General features: G+C 56.0%; 15 protein-coding genes. 6 read left to right on the top strand and 9 right to left on the bottom strand.

Going from position 1 to position 17,790, the window contains the following annotated elements:
* Positions 1-9: 9 nt before the first annotated feature.
* From ACYAC5_RS14035 to ACYAC5_RS14020, 4 genes are read right to left on the bottom strand one after another with little or no spacing between them, the layout of a single operon-like run.
* Positions 10-999 (bottom strand): ABC transporter permease, encoded by a 990-nt coding sequence (locus ACYAC5_RS14035; protein WP_101763545.1) that lies wholly within the window; start codon positions 997-999, stop codon positions 10-12.
* Complete coding sequence (locus ACYAC5_RS14030) at positions 992-2,497, bottom strand: sugar ABC transporter ATP-binding protein (protein ID WP_110866694.1); 1,506 nt, start codon at positions 2,495-2,497, stop codon at positions 992-994. The genes ACYAC5_RS14035 and ACYAC5_RS14030 overlap by 8 nt, the downstream gene beginning before the upstream one ends.
* 2 nt (positions 2,498-2,499) lie before the next feature.
* Positions 2,500-3,483, bottom strand: coding sequence for a substrate-binding domain-containing protein (locus tag ACYAC5_RS14025; protein WP_110866506.1), 984 nt, complete (start codon positions 3,481-3,483; stop codon positions 2,500-2,502).
* Positions 3,484-3,495: 12 nt separating this feature from the next.
* Positions 3,496-4,326: a DeoR/GlpR family DNA-binding transcription regulator gene (locus tag ACYAC5_RS14020; protein ID WP_101763547.1), complete on the bottom strand. Its 831-nt coding sequence runs from the start codon at positions 4,324-4,326 to the stop codon at positions 3,496-3,498.
* A 488-nt stretch (positions 4,327-4,814) separates the two neighbouring features.
* On the opposite strand from ACYAC5_RS14020, the gene ACYAC5_RS14015 reads away from it, so the two are divergent.
* Positions 4,815-5,888, top strand: a complete 1,074-nt coding sequence (locus ACYAC5_RS14015) for a DUF1176 domain-containing protein (RefSeq protein WP_110866507.1) — start codon at positions 4,815-4,817, stop codon at positions 5,886-5,888.
* A 92-nt stretch (positions 5,889-5,980) separates the two neighbouring features.
* Here the strand turns inward: ACYAC5_RS14015 and ampH are convergent, their stop codons facing one another.
* The 3 genes from ampH to tal all read right to left on the bottom strand — a co-directional run bounded on the left by ampH (position 5,981) and on the right by tal (position 10,326).
* Entirely contained in the window at positions 5,981-7,150 is a 1,170-nt protein-coding gene (gene ampH / locus ACYAC5_RS14010) for a D-alanyl-D-alanine-carboxypeptidase/endopeptidase AmpH (protein WP_192411415.1), read from the bottom strand.
* Positions 7,151-7,296: 146 nt separating this feature from the next.
* A complete protein-coding gene (tkt, locus tag ACYAC5_RS14005) occupies positions 7,297-9,306 on the bottom strand; it encodes a transketolase (protein WP_192411416.1) in 2,010 nt (669 codons plus the stop codon).
* A gap of 69 nt (positions 9,307-9,375) precedes the next feature.
* On the bottom strand, positions 9,376-10,326 hold the full coding sequence (gene tal, locus ACYAC5_RS14000) for a transaldolase (protein WP_101763551.1): 951 nt from the start codon (positions 10,324-10,326) through the stop codon (positions 9,376-9,378).
* 341 nt (positions 10,327-10,667) lie between these two features.
* Between tal and maeB the strand changes: the two genes are divergently transcribed.
* Positions 10,668-12,947, top strand: coding sequence for an NADP-dependent oxaloacetate-decarboxylating malate dehydrogenase (gene maeB / locus ACYAC5_RS13995; protein ID WP_192411417.1), 2,280 nt, complete (start codon positions 10,668-10,670; stop codon positions 12,945-12,947).
* 104 nt (positions 12,948-13,051) lie between these two features.
* Here the strand turns inward: maeB and hemF are convergent, their stop codons facing one another.
* Positions 13,052-13,972: an oxygen-dependent coproporphyrinogen oxidase gene (gene hemF, locus ACYAC5_RS13990; protein ID WP_462061924.1), complete on the bottom strand. Its 921-nt coding sequence runs from the start codon at positions 13,970-13,972 to the stop codon at positions 13,052-13,054.
* Positions 13,973-14,020: 48 nt separating this feature from the next.
* Positions 14,021-14,878, bottom strand: a complete 858-nt coding sequence (gene amiA, locus ACYAC5_RS13985; RefSeq protein WP_277973936.1) for an N-acetylmuramoyl-L-alanine amidase AmiA — start codon at positions 14,876-14,878, stop codon at positions 14,021-14,023.
* A gap of 211 nt (positions 14,879-15,089) precedes the next feature.
* On the opposite strand from amiA, the gene ACYAC5_RS13980 reads away from it, so the two are divergent.
* The 4 genes from ACYAC5_RS13980 to ACYAC5_RS13965 all read left to right on the top strand — a co-directional run bounded on the left by ACYAC5_RS13980 (position 15,090) and on the right by ACYAC5_RS13965 (position 17,658).
* Positions 15,090-15,515, top strand: coding sequence for a GNAT family acetyltransferase (locus tag ACYAC5_RS13980; protein ID WP_061717913.1), 426 nt, complete (start codon positions 15,090-15,092; stop codon positions 15,513-15,515).
* Positions 15,515-15,976 carry a DUF2919 domain-containing protein gene (locus ACYAC5_RS13975; protein ID WP_462061923.1) on the top strand — a complete coding sequence of 154 codons (462 nt, stop codon included), beginning with the start codon at positions 15,515-15,517 and terminating at the stop codon, positions 15,974-15,976. Before ACYAC5_RS13980 ends, ACYAC5_RS13975 begins: the two co-directional genes overlap by 1 nt.
* A gap of 63 nt (positions 15,977-16,039) precedes the next feature.
* Positions 16,040-16,660 carry an RpoE-regulated lipoprotein gene (locus ACYAC5_RS13970; RefSeq protein ID WP_192411420.1) on the top strand — a complete coding sequence of 207 codons (621 nt, stop codon included), beginning with the start codon at positions 16,040-16,042 and terminating at the stop codon, positions 16,658-16,660.
* 101 nt (positions 16,661-16,761) lie between these two features.
* Complete coding sequence (locus tag ACYAC5_RS13965) at positions 16,762-17,658, top strand: Dyp-type peroxidase (protein ID WP_462061922.1); 897 nt, start codon at positions 16,762-16,764, stop codon at positions 17,656-17,658.
* The last annotated feature ends 132 nt before the right edge of the window (positions 17,659-17,790 follow it).

Genomic DNA, 17,790 nt, shown 5'->3' with positions numbered 1-17,790 from the left:
CGGCTCCCGTTAGACGAAACTGACATCAGTTTCTTTACGTTTTTTGTAGTGAGTCACGGCAATAGCCACCATGATCACGCCGCCCACCACGATGTTCATGAAGTAGTTGGAGACGCCAATCAGGTTGAGGCCGTTCTTCAGGATGGCGATAAGAAAAACACCCATCAGCGTGCCGCTCACCGTGCCTTTGCCGCCCATCAGGCTGGCACCGCCAAGAACGGTGGCGGCCAGCACATCCAGCTCGCCGCCGACCAGCGCATTTGGCACCACTTCGCCCATGCGATAGACCTGCACCAAGCCGCCAATCGCCGCCATGGCACCCAGCCAGCCATAGGCGAAGACATGAATCAGACCGACGCGAATACCGATGCGGCGCGCCGATTCCGCATCGCCGCCCACCGCATACAGTTGGCGACCGAGATTGGTTTTGTTCAGCAGCAGCGCGGTGAGTCCGGCAATCACCAGCATGGTCACCAGCGGCAAGCCAATCTGGAAGCTGTTGCCTTGCCAGGTGAACGGCAGCACGCTGCGCAGCGTGATCCACCAGTCCGGCAGCGAATAGAGGCTTTTGCCGCCGGTTACCCACATCAACAGGCCAAACAGCAGCGACTGCATGCTGATGGTGATGATGATCGAGACGACGCGCAGCGTGGTGATCAGCAGGGCGTTGATCACGCCAAACAGCGTGCCGCACACCACCGCCAGCAGGATGCTGAGCAGGGCGTTATCAAACTGGAACTGCACAAACAGCGAGGCGATCAGGTATTGCACCACCGACGCCACCGCAGCAAAGGAGATATCGATGCCGCCGGTCACCAGCACCACAAACAGGCCGAGGGCAAAGATGCCGGTCACGGCGTAGCTTTCTGCCAGATCCAGCAGGTTTTGCACCGTCAGGAACTGATCGCTGGCGGCAGAGAAAAACACAATGAACGCCAGCAAAACCCAGGCCAGCCAGCCCTGGCTGGAGCTCGGACGTAAACGAGAAAAATCAGGCATTGATCACCTCCGCCAGCTGCTGTTGCTCAACGGTATCGGGTTGGTATTCGGCATGAACGGTGCCATCACGGAAGTGCAGGATGCGGTCGCAGTTGTACCAAACCTCCGGCACTTCGTCGGAAATCAGGATGATCGACAAACCCTCTTTCGCCAGCAGATGAATCAGTTGATAGATGCTGGCTTTAGCGCCGACATCCACGCCAACGGTGGGCGAATCGAGGATCAGGATGCGCGGCTGGGTCAGCACCCATTTCGCCAGCACGATTTTCTGCTGGTTGCCGCCGGAGAGCGTGGAGATAGCCAGATTGGGATCGGCGACGCGTACGCCAAGCTGCTGAATCCACTGCAGGATCAGCTTGTTCTTGCGATATTCATCAATCAGGTGGAAACGGTTTTGCAGCTTGTCGAGGATCGGCAGCACCATGTTGTCGGCCACCGATTGTTGCTGCACTAAACCCAGGGTTAAGCGATCTTCGGAGACGTAGCCGATGCCGGCTTTGATCGCATCTTCGTGCCCACGGAAGCGCACCGGTTTGCTGTCGAGCCAGATCTTGCCGCTGTCCGGTTTGGTCATGCCAAACAGCGACAGCGCCAGTTCGGTGCGTCCCGAGCCTAAAAGGCCGCACAGGCCCAGCACTTCGCCCTGATAGAGTTTGAAATTAACGTCATGGTATTGTCCGGCGCGCGTGAGTTTTTCGACTTCGAGGATCAGGCGATCGTCATGGCGCGTCGGCGTTTTCAGCTGATAGTCGAGTTTCAGGCCGGTCATCAGCTCGGTCAGATGGTGCGGCGTCATCGCTTTGGCGGGCCAGCAGCCCATTTTGCGGCCGTCGCGGATCACCGTCACGCGATCTGAGATCTCCAGCACCTCATCCAGTCGATGGCTGACAAACACCACGCAGATGTTTTTGTCTTTCAGGTAACGCACGGTGCGCAGCAGCTGATTCACTTCGGTGCGCGTCAGCGACGCCGTCGGCTCATCCATGATCACCAGCCGCGCATCGGCGACCAGCGCGCGGCAGATCGCCACCTGCTGACGCTGCGCAATCGACAGCGACGCCACTTTCTCATCGAGATCGAGTTCAAACTTCAGTTCATCAATGATGCGCTGCGCGGTTTCACGCAGTTTGGCTTTGCGGTGCCAGCCGAGCAGGCTATTCAGGTTGTGCTCGAAGGCGATGTTTTCCGCCACGCTGAGGTTGGGGAACAGCGACAGATCCTGATAAATCACCTGGATACCGAAGTCACGCGCCTGGCGAGTGGTCAGACGCGGAAAGCTCGGGCCGTCGCCCAGCGTGATGCGGCTGCCGCTATCCGGGGCGTGCACCCCGGAAATGACTTTGATTAAGGTGCTCTTGCCACAGCCGTTGGTGCCAGCGAGACAGTGCACTTCGCCAGCCAGTAAGGTCAGCGAGATATCGCTCAGTGCGCGGTTGCCACCAAATGTTTTTGACAGGTTGTCGAGCGCAATCAGCGTCTGTGGGATCACCTCATTCATCATTACAGCCCCATTTTCACCAGTTTTGGCAGGTTCTCTTTGTCCAGGCTTTCGGTGTTGTTGCCGAGGATGGTGTGGGTCGCCTCGTCAACTTTTACTTTGCCCAAACCCTCGATGGTCATTCCGTCGGTAATTGGCTCTTTCTTCTGCATCATGTCGGCGATACGTACGAACACTTCGCCTGCGGTTTGTGGATTCCAGATGTAGCCGCCTTTGATCGCGCCACGCTGCACCAGCGATGCGCCCTGGCCAGGACTAAAGGCACCAATTACGCAGACCTGATCGATCTTGTTACGGTTCATCACCGCGCGACCGGCGCCAATCGGACCCTGTGAACCAAAGGCCATAATCCCTTTCAAATCCGGATACTTGGACATCAGTTCGTTAGTGGTGCGAATCGAGTCATCCAGCGATTCGCCGACGCCAAACTTGTCGGTGACCATTTGCATCTTCGGATAGTGTTCTTTTTGATAATTCAGCGCGGCGTCGGTCCACTGCTGGTGCAGCGGCACGGTCAGGCTGCCGACGTACATGGCGTATTTGCCCTCTTCATGCATGCATTTCGCCAGCGCTTTCATATGGTTGATGCCGTGCGTCGGCGCATCCACCAGTTCGAAGTCCCAGTTAGCGCCTTTCTGATCCGGCGATTCGTGGGTGATCACTTCAATGCCAGCATCACGGGCGCGCTTCAGCACCGGTTCCAGCACTTTCGGGTCATTTGGCACCACGCCAATGATGTCGACCTTCTGGGCAATCAAATCTTCGATAGCGCGCACCTGCAGAGCCGGATCGGCCGCCGTTGGTCCCACCATCCAGGCGTCAATGCCGCGTTTTGCCGCTTCACTCTTGATGCCCGCTTCCATGGCGTTGAACCACGGAATACCGCCAATTTTCACCACGATGCCCATGCGTAATTTGTCAGCAGCCTGCGCGCCAGAGGCGGCAAACAGGGCGAGCAGAGAACAGGCGATAAGATGTTTTTTCATAAAGACTCCGATTTAATTTTTTATTAGCTGCATAGAATGACTGCGCTGGGAGCAATCAATAATATTGACGCCGTTCCACGCTAATTCTTGTTCCAGCTCTTTGTCTTTTAATTGGTCAGTAATGAGAAAGTCCACATCGCGATAATGACAAATACGCGCGAATGAGGGCCGCAGGAATTTACTTCCGTCCAGCAGCAGATGTTTTCTTTCCGCTGCTAATAACATTTGCTGTTTTAAATGTGCGTTGTTTTCGTTACCTTCACGTAAATAACCGTCATTGCCTAAACTGCTACAGGAGAAAAAGATCTTATTGATCTGAAATTCCCTGAGCGGTTGCTCGGCGACGACGCCGTGAAAATCTTCATAACGGTCAGAATATTCTCCCCCCAGACAGATAGTGCGGATGCTGCCGCGCGCCGCAAGGGTTTGTACAATCCTGATGGAATTGGTTAATACCGTTAATTCAATATCCGGCAGCTGTCGCGCTAAATACCAGCAAGTGGTGCTGCTATCGAGTAATATACAATCGCCGGGGCTAATGAAATCGAGTGCGCGTTTGGCAATAGCCATTTTTGCATCAACATGTTCATTGACTCTCTGGCGGAAAGATAATTCATACTCGTTAACACCTCGCGTATTTCCCTGAATGTTGGCGGCCTGTCGTTTTGCGGGTACCGCACCACCGTGACTGCGTTGTAACAGACCACGTTTCTCCAGCTGCGTTAAATCACGCCGAATAGTTTCTTGTGAAACCTGACATAACGTGACTAATTCAGCGACAATGACCCGACCATTTAAATTTAATTCGTCAATAATTCGCTGCTGTCTTTCAATCGGCAACATAACCAACCTCCGATGGCTATAAATTACTGGATAGCGCATTTGGAAAGTGTGGGCTGCGCACGAGTCCACAGTCACCAAAACGCCTTAGCTGATTAGAGTGATCTGGATCTGTTTTATATGTAAATGAGATGTCTGGTTATCAAAATTAAGTGATATGCCTCACATAAATAAGCCTAATGGCGCGAAATCCCCGTTCTACGCGCGTTGCATATCCAAAACATGAATTTAACCTAGCATGACCGCTTATGACCGTTTGTGTGTATTTGACCGTTTTGTGATGAGTTAGCAAGAGTCCGACGAATCCGATTGAGCAGTAATCGGTCAAAACGGATGATGAGCGCTTGCGCCATCCAGTACCCGTTCGCCACAGGTGACGGCTTTTTCAGCGGTTAACCTCGCTTTTAGGGCCGGCTCACAGTTTAGGCCTGCTGACAGCGTTCCCGTTGCGCTATTATTTTCTTTCCAGGAATTTGGGGACCGATTTTTTGATGTCGTATTGGATGAAGTTACTGCTTTTATTGCCCTTTCTTTTTGTCGCGTGCGTTCAGGCTCAGCCACTGCAAAAGTCATTTTCTGACTGGCAACTGACCTGTAACAACGCGGCTTTTTGCGTGGCACGCAGTTTTCCCGGTGACAACGGCTTAGTGATGACGCTCTCACGTCATGCTGGCGTCAACGATCGTCCCTTGCTGCGTATTGATTACGGCAGCGCCTACAGCGGCGAGCTGCCGGGCGGCCCGCTCAAGGATAACCTGCTACTCGATCAACGCCGTCTCACACCAGACCTTAAACACTGGACGGTGGAACCGCATCATCTGGCGACCAGTAATGCTATCGCCATCGACGAGTTTCTGGCGCAGACGCTGGATGCGCAAAATCTGCAGCTGACCTATAAAGCCAACGCCACCATTCCGCTCAGCGGCATGAAGGCGGCATTACTGTTGATGGATGACGTGCAGGGCCGCGTCAACGGTGCCAGCGCCTGGGTGAAGCGTGGCGACCGCGTGCAGTGGGATGTGCCGCCGCAGCCAGCGTTACCGGCGTTACCTTCGCCATTACCGCCGCCGCCGCCGCTGACGCAGGAAGAGACCAGCGGTTTAATTGATTTTGGTACCTGGCGGGTGAATACCGATAACTGCTCGCTCGATCCGCTGCGGCGTGAAGTGAGCGTGTCGCCGCTGACAGACAGCAAAGCGCTGCTGCTGATCAGCTGCGAAACCGGTGCGTATAACGTGATCGATCTGGCCTTTGAAGTGACGCGCACGCAGCCTTATGTGTCGCGCGGTCTGAGCTTAACGCTGCCGTTTACGCCGCCGTCACGCGGGGATAATCAGCTGGAGTTGGTGAACGCGGAATTTGATGCCAGCCATGGATTGCTCTACACCTTCAGTAAAGGACGTGGTTTGGGGGATTGCGGCGTGGCAACGCGCTGGCAGTATGACGGCAACGAGTTTGTGCTGGCGGAGTATGCGGAAGAGAAGACCTGCGATGCGTGGCACAGCAGTGAGGATTGGCCAACACTCTGGGTCACTGAATCGCAAAATCCGGCGCAGTCGCGTTAATACCACGTGCAGCATTAAATCATTGCACATTCCGTAGCGGCGCGATTTATCGCGCAATGAATTGCGCCGCTACAGCCTGCACCACATCCCAGTTAGCGGATGGCTTGCACCGTCATCGGTGAACCCGACTGATTGCCCACCAGCTCGGTCAGCATATTATTCACGCCATCACTCATCGGGGTGAAACGCGTTAACGGCGAGCGAGTCACCACCACAAACACGCCGACGTTGTGCTGCGGCACCATCGCCATATAGGTAATGAAGCCGCCGCCGCCGCCGGTTTTCTGAATAATCCCCGGACGACCTTCCTTCGGCCCCATATAGACCCAACCCATGCCCAGCGCATCGGCGCGGCCCGGTACATCCATGCCTTCCACTTTGGTTAGCTGGTCGCGACGATAGATCAGCGTTTGCAGGCGATCAATTTGCGGCGTGCGATGATTCACCGCCGAGTTGAGGAACTGCTGCATCCAGCGGCCCATATCGTCTGGCGTTGAGTAAACACCGCCGCTGCCGATGGCCGCCAGCGTGTTGTTGCACGGACTGGCGCCTTTCTCGGCAATCATCAGACGCTGACACTGATCCGGTGACGGCGTGAAAGTAGTGTCTTTCATGCCCAGCGGACGCGTTATCAACTGCTGGAACAGTGCTGGATAGGGCATGCCCGCCGCTTTGGCGAGCGCATCGCTCAGCAGATCAAAGCCCAGGTTGGAGTAGGCGGCATTGGTGCCTGGCGCGGCCTTTAATGCCGCTCCGCTCAGCCACTGCCAGCGATCGGACTTGGTCGGCCAGACAAACACCGGACGATGCGGTTTACCGCCAGGCTGTTCGCGCGGCAGGCCGCTGGTGTGGGTGGAGAGGTCAATCAGGCGAATCGGCTGGCCGTTATAGCTTGGCACGCGCGCGCCAGGCGGCGCGTATTTGCTCAGCGGATCGTCAAGACGCAGTTGACCGCGTTCGGCCATCTTCACCATCACTTCGCTGGTCATCAGCTTGCTGAGCGAGGCAATACGAATCACCGAATCGGGCTGCGGACGCACGTTGTTGCCGGGGCGCGTATCACCAAAGCTGGCGAAAACCCGCTGATTGCCATCAATCGCCACCAGCGCCATGCCGGTTGCGCCGCTGCCATAGAAAATGTGCTCGGCGTAGCGATCAACAATTTGCGATGCCAACAGCGGATCGGGCGACGACTGCGCCATGCTTTTTAATGGAAGCACTGTAACCATTAAGGCCAGTAAAAAAGGAGTACGTTTTTTCAACGGGAAAGCGTCCGCTATAAGAATCGGAGGAAAGCTTATAGTAATCAGTTTGCGCGAGGCGTGAAGGGGGCAGGGCGGATTTTTTTCTGTTTCAGGCTGTGATCAAAAAATGGCCCTTACGCCAAAAAGACGCAGGGCCAGATCGATTAGTGCGGCTTGAGTAAAGCTTCAGTATGGCTGACGATGTTCTCGACGGTGAAACCGAATTCCGGGAACAGTTTGCCGGCGGGGGCTGACTCACCAAAGGTGGTCATACCGACAATCGCGCCATCCAGACCAACATACTTGTACCAGTAATCAGCAATGCCGGCTTCGACTGCCACACGCGCTTTCACGCCGGATGGCAGCACCGATTCGCGATACGCGACGTCCTGCTTATCAAACACGTCGGTGCTCGGCAGCGAAACCACGCGAATCTTGTGGCCAGCAGCGGTGAGTTTATCCGCCGCGCCCAGCGCGATTTCAATCTCCGAACCGGTGGCGATGATGATCGCATCCGGCGTGCCGTTGCTGTCCTGCAGCACATAGCCACCGCGTGCAATATTCGCCACCTGCTCTTTGCTACGCTCTGGCTGCAGCAGGTTCTGACGCGACAGGATCAGCGCGGTTGGCCCATGATGGCGCTCAACGGCGGCTTGCCACGCCACGGCAGTTTCCACCTGATCGCACGGACGCCACACACTCATGTTTGGCGTAACGCGCAGGCTGGCAATCTGCTCAACTGGCTGGTGTGTCGGACCATCTTCGCCAAGGCCGATGGAGTCATGCGTATACACCAGCACCTGACGCGCCTTCATCAGCGCCGCCATGCGCACCGCATTACGCGCGTACTCGACGAACATCAGGAAGGTAGCGGTGTATGGCACGAAGCCGCCGTGATGCGCGATGCCGTTGCCGATCGCCGTCATACCAAATTCACGTACGCCGTAGTGAATGTAGTTACCGGCACTATCCTCTTTGATCGATTTTGAGCCCGACCAGATGGTGAGGTTACTGGGTGCCAGATCCGCTGAGCCGCCGAGGAATTCTGGCAGCAGCTTGCCAAACACTTCCAGCGTATTTTGTGAGGCTTTACGGCTGGCGATTTTCTGTGGATTAGCCTGCAGCTCTTCAACAAACTTCTGCACTTCGCTACTCCAGTTAGCCGGCATTTCACCGCTCAGACGACGGGTAAACTCCTGCGCCAACTCGGGGTGTGCCTCTTTATAAGCGGCAAACTTATCATCCCAGGATTTCTCGCGCTGCGCGCCCGCTTCTTTGGCATCCCACTGCTGATAAATCTCTTTCGGGATTTCAAACGGCGGATAGTGCCAGCCCAGTTTCTGCCGCGTCAACGCCACTTCTTCTTCGCCCAGCGCCGCGCCGTGCGACTCCTCTTTACCGGCTTTGTTCGGCGAGCCGAAACCGATAGTGGTGCGACAGATAATCAGTGACGGCTTATCGGTGACGCTTTGCGCCTCTTTAATCGCCGCAGCGATCGCTGCCGAATCGTGGCCGTCGATACCTTCTGCGCTACCCACGACGTGCCAGTTGTAGGCTTCGAAACGTTTGTGCGTGTCGTCGGTGAACCAGCCTTCGGTTTCACCATCGATGGAGATGCCGTTGTGATCGTAGAAGCCAATCAGTTTGCCGAGGCCGAGCGTACCGGCCAGCGAGCTCACTTCGTGCGAGATGCCTTCCATCAAACAACCATCGCCCATAAACACGTAGGTGTGGTGATCGACGATGTCGTGGCCGGGACGGTTAAACTGCGCCGCCAGCGTGCGTTCGGCAATCGCTAAACCTACCGCGTTGGCCAGGCCCTGGCCGAGCGGACCGGTGGTGGTTTCCACGCCAGGCGTGTAGCCGAGTTCAGGGTGTCCCGGCGTTTTTGAGTGCAGCTGACGGAAGTTTTTCAACTCTTCCATCGGCAGGTCGTAGCCGGTGAGATGCAGCAGGCTGTAGAGCAGCATCGAGCCGTGACCGTTGGAAAGAATAAAGCGGTCACGATCGGCCCACGCCGGATTGTTGGGATTGTGTTTCAACACATCGCGCCATAACACTTCGGCGATATCTGCCATGCCCATCGGCATACCTGGGTGCCCGGAATTTGCTTTTTGTACCGCATCCATGCTGAGTGCACGAATTGCGTTAGCCAACTCTCTGCGTGAAGACATAAGGTTCTCCCTTGTGATTTGGCGATAGCGGATGAGCAAATGCCCATCCGCCATAAGAGTGAGTGCGGATTACAGACGAGAAGAGAGCACGTCTTCCAGTTTCTGCTGGTCGACGGCGAACTGACGGATGCCGTCTGACAGTTTTTCTACCGCCATCGGATCCTGATTGTGTTCCCAGCGGAATTCCGCTTCTGAAAGTGAAGCCGGCTGATGGAAACCTTCGGTTGATGGCTCCAGCTTACGCTCCAGCGGCGCGTCGCTATTGGCCAGCTCTTCCAGCAGGTTAGGGGAAATGGTCAAACGGTCACAGCCGGCCAGCGCCTGAATCTGTTCCACTTTACGGAAGCTGGCGCCCATGATGACGGTGCTGTAACGGTGCTTCTTGTAGTAATCGTAGATACGGCGCACAGATTTCACGCCCGGATCTTCATCGACCACATACGGATCCATCGGTTTGCGGGTGTTGTACCAGTCGTAAATACGGCCAACAAATGGCGAGATCAGGAACACACCGGCTTCGGCACAGGCACGCGCCTGAGCGAAGGAGAACAGCAGCGTCAGGTTGCACTGAATACCGTTTTTCTCCAGCTCCTCGGCGGCTTTGATGCCTTCCCAGGTTGACGCCAGTTTGATCAGAATGCGTGAGCGGTCGATGCCGTGCTCTTCGTACAGACGCACCAGCTTCTCGGCTTTGGTGACACACATGCCACGATCGAAGGAGAGGCGCGCATCCACTTCGGTCGAAACACGGCCCGGTATGCTTTTCAGAATTTCCATACCGAGGTTGATCGCCACTTTGTCGCTGGCGTTGATGATTTGCGTCTCTTTGCTGCCGCCCTGTTTTTTCGCGTAGTCGATGGCGTCATCAATCAGATGTTTATAACCCTCAAGACCGGCGGCTTTCAGAATCAATGAGGGGTTGGTGGTCGCGTCTTCTGGATTGTAATGGCGAATGGATTCGATATCGCCGCTGTCCGCCACCACGGTGGTGTATTGTTTCAATGCATCTAGCTGGTTCATCACTTAACTCCTTGATTAGCAATAATGTGGGCAAAGGTGTTGCACCCATTCCTGTTAAGTATTGGTCCAACACAGTGCTACAGACGTTACACGAAGAAAATGCGTTTTCTCTGATTGTGGCGTCGTGGCGCTTAAGAGGTGCGATAGTGAAAGGAGGACTGGCCTAAACGGTTCAGCTACGCTTTTTGCCATCAATAAGGATAGCAGGCTGTGCCGATCCCGCAGGCGAAGCGGTGGCAATCCGTGCCTTTCAGTCTGTGCGTTCTTTGAGCGCCTTCACCCTCTTTTGTGCCGCACATTCCTATACTGAATGCCTATTTAGCGATGCCAAAGGATGCCCAATGGACGATCAACTCAAGCAAAGCGCGCTCGATTTTCATCAATTCCCTACGCCCGGAAAAATTCAGGTTTCACCCACCAAACCGTTAGCCACGCAGCGCGATCTGGCGCTGGCCTATTCGCCCGGCGTCGCTGCGCCTTGTCTGGAAATTGCCGCCGATCCGCTGGCGGCGCGCAAATACACCGCGCGTGGCAATCTGGTGGCGGTGATCTCCAACGGCACCGCGGTGCTGGGGCTGGGTAACATTGGCGCGCTGGCGAGTAAGCCGGTGATGGAAGGCAAGGGCGTGCTGTTCAAAAAGTTCGCCGGCATTGACGTGTTTGATATCGAAATTGATGAGCGCGATCCCGATAAGTTGATTGAGGTGATTGCCGCGCTGGAACCCACTTTTGGTGGCATCAATCTGGAAGATATCAAAGCGCCCGAGTGTTTCTATATTGAGCAACAGCTGCGTGAGCGCATGCAGATCCCGGTATTCCACGACGATCAGCACGGCACGGCGATCATCTGTACCGCGGCGGTGCTCAACGGCTTAACCATCGTTAAAAAAGCCATCAGCGAGGTGCGGCTGGTGGTTTCCGGCGCAGGGGCTTCGGCGATTGCCTGCCTGAATCTGCTGGTAGCGCTCGGCATGCAGCAGCACAACATTGTGGTGTGCGATTCCAAAGGGGTGATCTATCGCGATCGCGAGCCGAATATGACGCCGACCAAAGCGGCCTATGCGGTGGCCGACAGCGGCGCACGCACGCTGGACGAGGTAATTGGCGGCGCGGATATTTTCCTTGGCTGTTCCGGCCCCAAAGCGCTGACGCCGGAGATGGTGCAGAAGATGGCGCAGGATCCGCTGATTCTGGCGCTGGCCAATCCCGAGCCGGAAATCATGCCGCCGCTGGCCAAAAAGGTGCGGCCCGACGCGATTATCTGCACCGGGCGCTCTGATTTCCCCAATCAGGTGAACAACGTGTTGTGCTTCCCGTTTATCTTCCGTGGCGCGCTGGACGTGGGCGCCACCGCGATCAATGAAGAGATGAAGCTGGCGGCGGTGCACGCGATTGCGGCGCTGGCGCAGGCGGAACAGAGCGATGTGGTGGCGTCGGCGTATGACGATCAGGATCTGAGTTTCGGCCCGGAATACTTGATCCCCAAACCGTTTGATCCGCGTTTAATCGTGCAGATCGCGCCCGCGGTGGCGAAAGCGGCGATGGAATCGGGCGTCGCCACGCGACCGATTGAGGATTTTGATGCTTATCGTGAGCAACTCACCGAGTTCGTCTATAAAACCAACCTGTTTATGAAGCCGATCTTTTCGCAGGCGCGTAGAGATCCTAAACGCGTGGTGCTGGCAGAAGGCGAAGAGGTGCGCGTGCTGCATGCCACGCAGGAGCTGGTAACGTTAGGGCTGGCGAAGCCGATTCTGATTGGCCGGCCGAACGTCATCGCTATGCGTCTGCAAAAGCAGGGTTTGAAGATCGAGGCGGGCAAAGATTTTGAGATCGTCAATAACGAGTCCGATCCACGTTTCAAAGAGTACTGGAATGAGTATTACCAGATCATGAAACGGCGCGGCGTGACGCCGGAAACTGCCCAGCGCGCGGTGATCGGTAATCCCACGCTGATTGGCGCGATCATGGTGCATCGCGGTGAGGCCGATGCGCTGATCTGCGGCACCATCGGCGATTATCAGGAACATTATGATGTGGTGGAGAAAGTGTTTGGGCTGCGAGAGGACGTGAAGGTGGCGGGCGCGATGAATGCGCTGCTATTGCCGAGCGGCAATACCTTTATAGCTGACACCTACGTTAATGAAGATCCCAGCGCAGAACAACTGGCGGATATCACGCTGCTGGCGGCGGAAACGGTGCGACGCTTCGGCATTGAACCGCGCGTGGCGCTGCTGTCGCACTCCAGCTTTGGCACCTCAAATGCGCCGGGCGCGCGCAAAATGCGTGACGTACTCGCGTTGATTCAGCAACGCGCCCCGGACCTGGAGATTGACGGCGAAATGCACGGTGATGCGGCGCTGGTCGAGAGCATTCGCCGTGAACTGATGCCGGACAGCCCGCTAAAAGGCACCGCGAATTTGCTGATTATGCCGAACGTCGAAGCGGCGCGTATCAGCTATAACCTGCTGCGCGTTTCCTGCTCCGAAGGTGTCACGGTGGGACCGGTGTTGATGGGGATCAGCAAGCCGGTACATGTGTTGACGCGTATCGCCTCGGTGCGGCGCATCGTGAATATGGTGGCGTTAGCGGTGGTGGAGGCGCAGACCGAGCCGTTGTAACGACTTGATTGGCGAATGTGTTGCGCCGCAATGAAATTCTGCAAACCTTTTCGCGGCGCAATTCATTGCGCGATAAATCGCGCCGCTACGGGGTGTGCGGTTGGTTAATTATGTCGCTTCAACCACTCTTTGACTGGCAGGAAATCACGGTACAAGGCGGCTTCGGGGGAATCGGCTTCTGGCTGATAATCGTATTCCCAGCGCACCAGCGGTGGCATCGACATCAAAATGGATTCGGTGCGGCCGCCGGTTTGCAGGCCAAACAGCGTGCCGCGATCCCACACCAGATTGAACTCGACGTAGCGACCACGACGATAGAGCTGGAACTGGCGCTCGCGATCGCCCCACGGCAGCGCTTTGCGCCTGGCCACAATCGGCAGGTAGGCGTTGGCGAAACCGTTGCCGACTGCCTGCATGAAATCGAAGCAGTAATCGAAATCGGGCGTGTTAAGGTCGTCATAAAACAGGCCGCCGATGCCGCGCTGCTCGTCGCGATGCTTGAGGTAGAAGTAATCGTCGCACCACTTTTTGTAGCGCGGATAAACCTCCTCACCAAACGGCTGGCATAGATCGTGCGCGGTTTGATGCCAGTGCAGCGCATCCTCTTCGAAGCCGTAATAGGGCGTGAGATCGAAACCACCGCCAAACCACCACACCGGATCGGCGCCCGGTTTTTCCGCGATAAAGAAGCGCACGTTGGCGTGGCTGGTTGGCACGTAAGGATTGGATGGATGCACCACCAGCGACACGCCCATCGCTTCAAAGCTGCGGCCAGCCAGTTCGGGACGATGCGCGGTGGCGGATGCGGGCATTTGATCGCCGTGCACGTGCGAGAAGTTTACGCCGGCCTGTTCAAATACCGCGCCATCACGCAATACGCGACTGCGTCCGCCGCCGCCGCCGGGACGTTGCCACTCATCTTCGGCAAAGCTCGCCTTGCCATCTTCCGCCGCTAATTGGACGCAAATATCATCTTGCAGCGCCAGCAAAAAGGCTTTGACGCGGGAAATATCGGGATTGCTCATCAGTCACTCGTTCCGGAAATTTGCCGCGATTCTACCACAGGATAAAGGCTATGCTTCGCGACGATCGACCTCATCGAAGTAGCGGGCGATGCCGTCGGCAATGGCGCTGGCAATTTTCTGGCGGAACGCCTGCGTGCCAAGCAGCTGCTCTTCACGCGGATTGGTAATAAAGGAGGTTTCCACCAGCACCGAAGGAATCGACGGCGATTTCAGCACCGCAAACGCGGCCTGTTCGGTGTGCTGGCTGTGCAGATGATGCACCGGGCGAATCTGATCGAGGACGTGTTTACCCAGCGTCAGGCTGTTGCGAATGGTATCGGTCTGCACCAGATCGAACAGAATCTGGTTGAGGTAATGATCTTTATCCTGCACCTCAGCACCGCCCACTTTGTCGGCATCGTTTTCACGCTGCGAAAGGTAACGCGCCATCGCGCTGCTGGCACCGCGATTGGAAAGGGCAAAAACCGATGCGCCGTTAGCATCCGGGCTGGTGTAGCCATCGGCGTGAATCGACATAAACAGGTTAGCGCCGTGCTGGTGGGCGATTTCGACGCGCTGATAGAGCGGAATAAAGTGGTCGCTGTCGCGCGTCAGGCGCACTTCGATGCGTGGATGCGATTGCAGCAGCGTCTTCACGGTGTTAGCGATCGCCAGCACAATGTGTTTCTCTTCCGAACCCTCTTCGCCGACGGCGCCGGAATCGATGCCGCCGTGACCGGGATCAATCATCACGATACGTTTGCCGTTGCTGGCGGGTTTCGGTGGCGTATGACGCGGACTAACGCGCAAATCGCTGTTCTGTTCTTTGGCCTGCACCGCACGCGGTGACAACACCGCCAGCGCTAAACCGGAAAGTATCAGTTGGCGACGATTGGTAAGGCGCTTAAGCAGTGAAATCTTCATCATTTACGGGTCCATGGCAGGTAAATCCTGCCCCGTGTTATAGCGTAACAATTGCCAGGCGGCGACCTCGCAACTATTTCAAGTGTTTACTTTCTATTGCAACAGACTAACAGCGATGTCGCGCTTTTTTTGCTCCGTTGTCACGCGTGAGGGTTGCGCCTGGCAAAGAATGCGTGATAATCAGCGAATTGTGCCTAACAGCAGGGTAACGTCGATGGAAATCCGTTCTTTCCGCCAGGAAGATTTTGAAGAAGTGATCACGCTCTGGGAGCGTTGCGATTTGTTACGCCCATGGAACGATCCGGAGCTGGACATTGAACGCAAAATGAACCATGACGCGGAACTGTTTCTGGTCGCGGAAGTCGGTGGCGAAGTGGTCGGTACGGTGATGGGCGGCTACGACGGCCATCGCGGCTCCGTCTACTATCTGGCGGTGCATCCTGATTATCAGGGCCGTGGCTTTGCCAATGCGTTGATGAACCGTCTTGAGAAGAAGCTGATTGCGCGCGGTTGCCCAAAAATCAATTTGATGGTGCGCGAAGAGAACGATCAGGTGGTGGCGTTTTACGAAAAGCTCGAATACGAGCCGGTCGATTCGCTGCTGCTGGGCAAGCGTTTGATTGAAGATCGCGAGTATTAATGGTCGCTTTGAAATACCTTCCCGAAGAGTACGATGCGAAAGGGCAGCTGCGGCTGCCGTTTCTTTTCTGGCTGATCCTATTATTGCAGGCGCGCACCTGGCTGCTGCTGGTGATGGCGGGCGCATCACGCCAGCAGGGCAATGATTTGCTGGCGCTGTTCTATCCCGACCGCCAAAGCTTCTGGCTGGGGCTGGCGTTAGGCATTCCGGCGGCTATCGGCTTATTGCTGACCGGCTATCGCCAGCGCTGGCCGCGCTTGTGGCAAAGCTGGCGTCATGTGTTGAGCGCATCGCTCCTTGTCAGCCTGCTGTGGCAGGGTTCCAGCCAGCTGCAAGGCGCCTTTCCCGACTCGCCGCTGCCGCTGTTATTGACGCTGTTTGACCTGCTGGCGTTGTTCTGGCTGCAAACGCAACCTCGCCTGCACGACTGCTTTCTGCCGGAACATCAGCAGGTCGAATAAACTTTTTGCCGGTTTGTGACTCCAACAGGCACGCCAATCGGCTTAGCAGATCAAGGAGTTTTCATGAAAGTTGTTCGTCACGCACTGCTGGTTAGCAGCATGGTTCTGGCCGGCTGCGCCAGTTCGGGTTCATCTGGCAGCGCGAGCGATAGCGAAAGCCATTGGTACAATCCGCTTAGCTATCACTGGTCGGCGCTCAATCCACTCGGCTGGTTTGGTGGATCGCTGGAGGTCACCGAGCAAGGCGTTGCGGGCCTGACGAGCACCACCTCAATGTCGGAAGACGCCATCCATAAAGCCCTGAACGGCGATTACAAATTGCGTCAGGGCATGCGCACGCAGAGTGGTCAGGTGGTGGATTTCTGGCAGGCGCTGGATGGCGACAACGTTAAATTGGTGATTAACGGCAGCAGCAGTGTGGAGCGCATTGAAGTGCAGGATGCCGATGCCAAAGCGGCGGACGGCAGCAAGATCGGCGATCTGTTCAGCGACAAGTTCAGCAAAGCCTTTAACAACTGCAAAATGGTCACCGGCCTTGATGCACGCGATGTTGAGTGCCGTGCGCCGGGCAGCCAGCACATCTCCTACATTTACAGCGGTGAATGGCATGGTCCGGAAGGCTTGATGCCGTCGGACGATACCCTGAAAAGCTGGAAAATCAGCAAGATCGTTTGGCAGCGTTAAACCAGATAAAACTTGCTTAAAAACCCGCTCAAAGAGTGTGGCTTTCCGGTATGATGCGGGCGAAAAAATATCGTCTAACCTTCATGCCGGAGAGCATAGCAATGTCTCAGTTTCAGAGCGGGATCCTGTTGGAGCACCGCCGTTTCGCCATTTGGCTCGAAGCCCGCGTCACGGGCGATCTTGACGCGCTGCGCCAGGGCAGCAAATTCTTCTTACAGCAGCTTGAAGCGCTGCAGACGCAATTCAGTGATGCCGGATTGGGCGCGGTGATCGCCTTTGGTGATGCGCTGTGGCGCGATCTGCAAGGCAACGCTTCTGCACCTGAACTCAAAGCTTTCGCCGCGCTTGGTAATGGCATTGCGCCTGCCACGCAGCGCGATTTGCTGATCCATATTCAATCTCAACGACACGACGTGAACTTCGCGCTGGCTCAGGCGGCACTTAGCGCCTTTGCCGCTGCGGTCAATATCGAAGAAGAGACGCACGGTTTCCGCTGGATTGAAGATCGCGATCTATCGGGCTTCGTCGATGGCACGGAAAATCCGCAGGGCGAAGCGCGCAAGGAGGTAGCGATTATCAGCGCAGGCGCGGATGCGGGCGGCAGCTATGTGTTTACCCAGCGCTGGGAGCACAACCTTAAGCTGTGGAACCGCATGGCGGTGGAGAAACAGGAAGCGATTATTGGCCGTACTAAAGAGACGGATGAAGAGTTGCCGGGCGATCAGCGTCCTGCGACATCGCATCTCAGCCGTGTCGATCTTAAAGAAGAGGGCAAAGGGCTAAAGATTCTGCGCCAGAGCCTGCCATACGGCAGCGCCAGTGGCACGCATGGGCTGTACTTCATCTCTTACTGCCATCGTCTCTACAATATTGAGCAGCAATTGCTGAGCATGTTCGGCGAGCGCGACGGCAAAATGGACGCCATGCTGCGCTTCACCAAACCGGTTAGCGGCAGCTACTTTTTTGCGCCGTCGCTGGATGCTTTGCAAACGCTGTAACCTCTTTGTATTAAGGTCAACCTGGCGCGATTCATCGCGCCGCTACGGATATCAGCCCTTATTTGTCGCGGCGCAATTTATTGCGCAATGAATCGCTTAATGCCGATTTACATTTCCATTCGCCGCATAAAC

Source organism: Pantoea sp. y20, assembly GCF_054903455.1.
Note: the sequence above shows the minus strand (reverse complement) of the source record. Positions and strands in the feature narration are given on the sequence as shown.

What these genes read in the sequence shown, in the direction of transcription:
- ACYAC5_RS14035 (WP_101763545.1), bottom strand. Translation starts at nt 999, where the DNA reads ATGCCTGATTTTTCTCGTTTACGTCCGAGCTCCAGCCAGGGCTGGCTG.
- ACYAC5_RS14030 (WP_110866694.1), bottom strand. Translation starts at nt 2,497, where the DNA reads ATGAATGAGGTGATCCCACAGACGCTGATTGCGCTCGACAACCTGTCA.
- ACYAC5_RS14025 (WP_110866506.1), bottom strand. Translation starts at nt 3,483, where the DNA reads ATGAAAAAACATCTTATCGCCTGTTCTCTGCTCGCCCTGTTTGCCGCC.
- ACYAC5_RS14020 (WP_101763547.1), bottom strand. Translation starts at nt 4,326, where the DNA reads ATGTTGCCGATTGAAAGACAGCAGCGAATTATTGACGAATTAAATTTA.
- ACYAC5_RS14015 (WP_110866507.1), top strand. Translation starts at nt 4,815, where the DNA reads ATGTCGTATTGGATGAAGTTACTGCTTTTATTGCCCTTTCTTTTTGTC.
- tkt (WP_192411416.1), bottom strand. Translation starts at nt 9,306, where the DNA reads ATGTCTTCACGCAGAGAGTTGGCTAACGCAATTCGTGCACTCAGCATG.
- tal (WP_101763551.1), bottom strand. Translation starts at nt 10,326, where the DNA reads ATGAACCAGCTAGATGCATTGAAACAATACACCACCGTGGTGGCGGAC.
- maeB (WP_192411417.1), top strand. Translation starts at nt 10,668, where the DNA reads ATGGACGATCAACTCAAGCAAAGCGCGCTCGATTTTCATCAATTCCCT.
- hemF (WP_462061924.1), bottom strand. Translation starts at nt 13,972, where the DNA reads ATGAGCAATCCCGATATTTCCCGCGTCAAAGCCTTTTTGCTGGCGCTG.
- amiA (WP_277973936.1), bottom strand. Translation starts at nt 14,878, where the DNA reads ATGATGAAGATTTCACTGCTTAAGCGCCTTACCAATCGTCGCCAACTG.
- ACYAC5_RS13980 (WP_061717913.1), top strand. Translation starts at nt 15,090, where the DNA reads ATGGAAATCCGTTCTTTCCGCCAGGAAGATTTTGAAGAAGTGATCACG.
- ACYAC5_RS13975 (WP_462061923.1), top strand. Translation starts at nt 15,515, where the DNA reads ATGGTCGCTTTGAAATACCTTCCCGAAGAGTACGATGCGAAAGGGCAG.
- ACYAC5_RS13970 (WP_192411420.1), top strand. Translation starts at nt 16,040, where the DNA reads ATGAAAGTTGTTCGTCACGCACTGCTGGTTAGCAGCATGGTTCTGGCC.
- ACYAC5_RS13965 (WP_462061922.1), top strand. Translation starts at nt 16,762, where the DNA reads ATGTCTCAGTTTCAGAGCGGGATCCTGTTGGAGCACCGCCGTTTCGCC.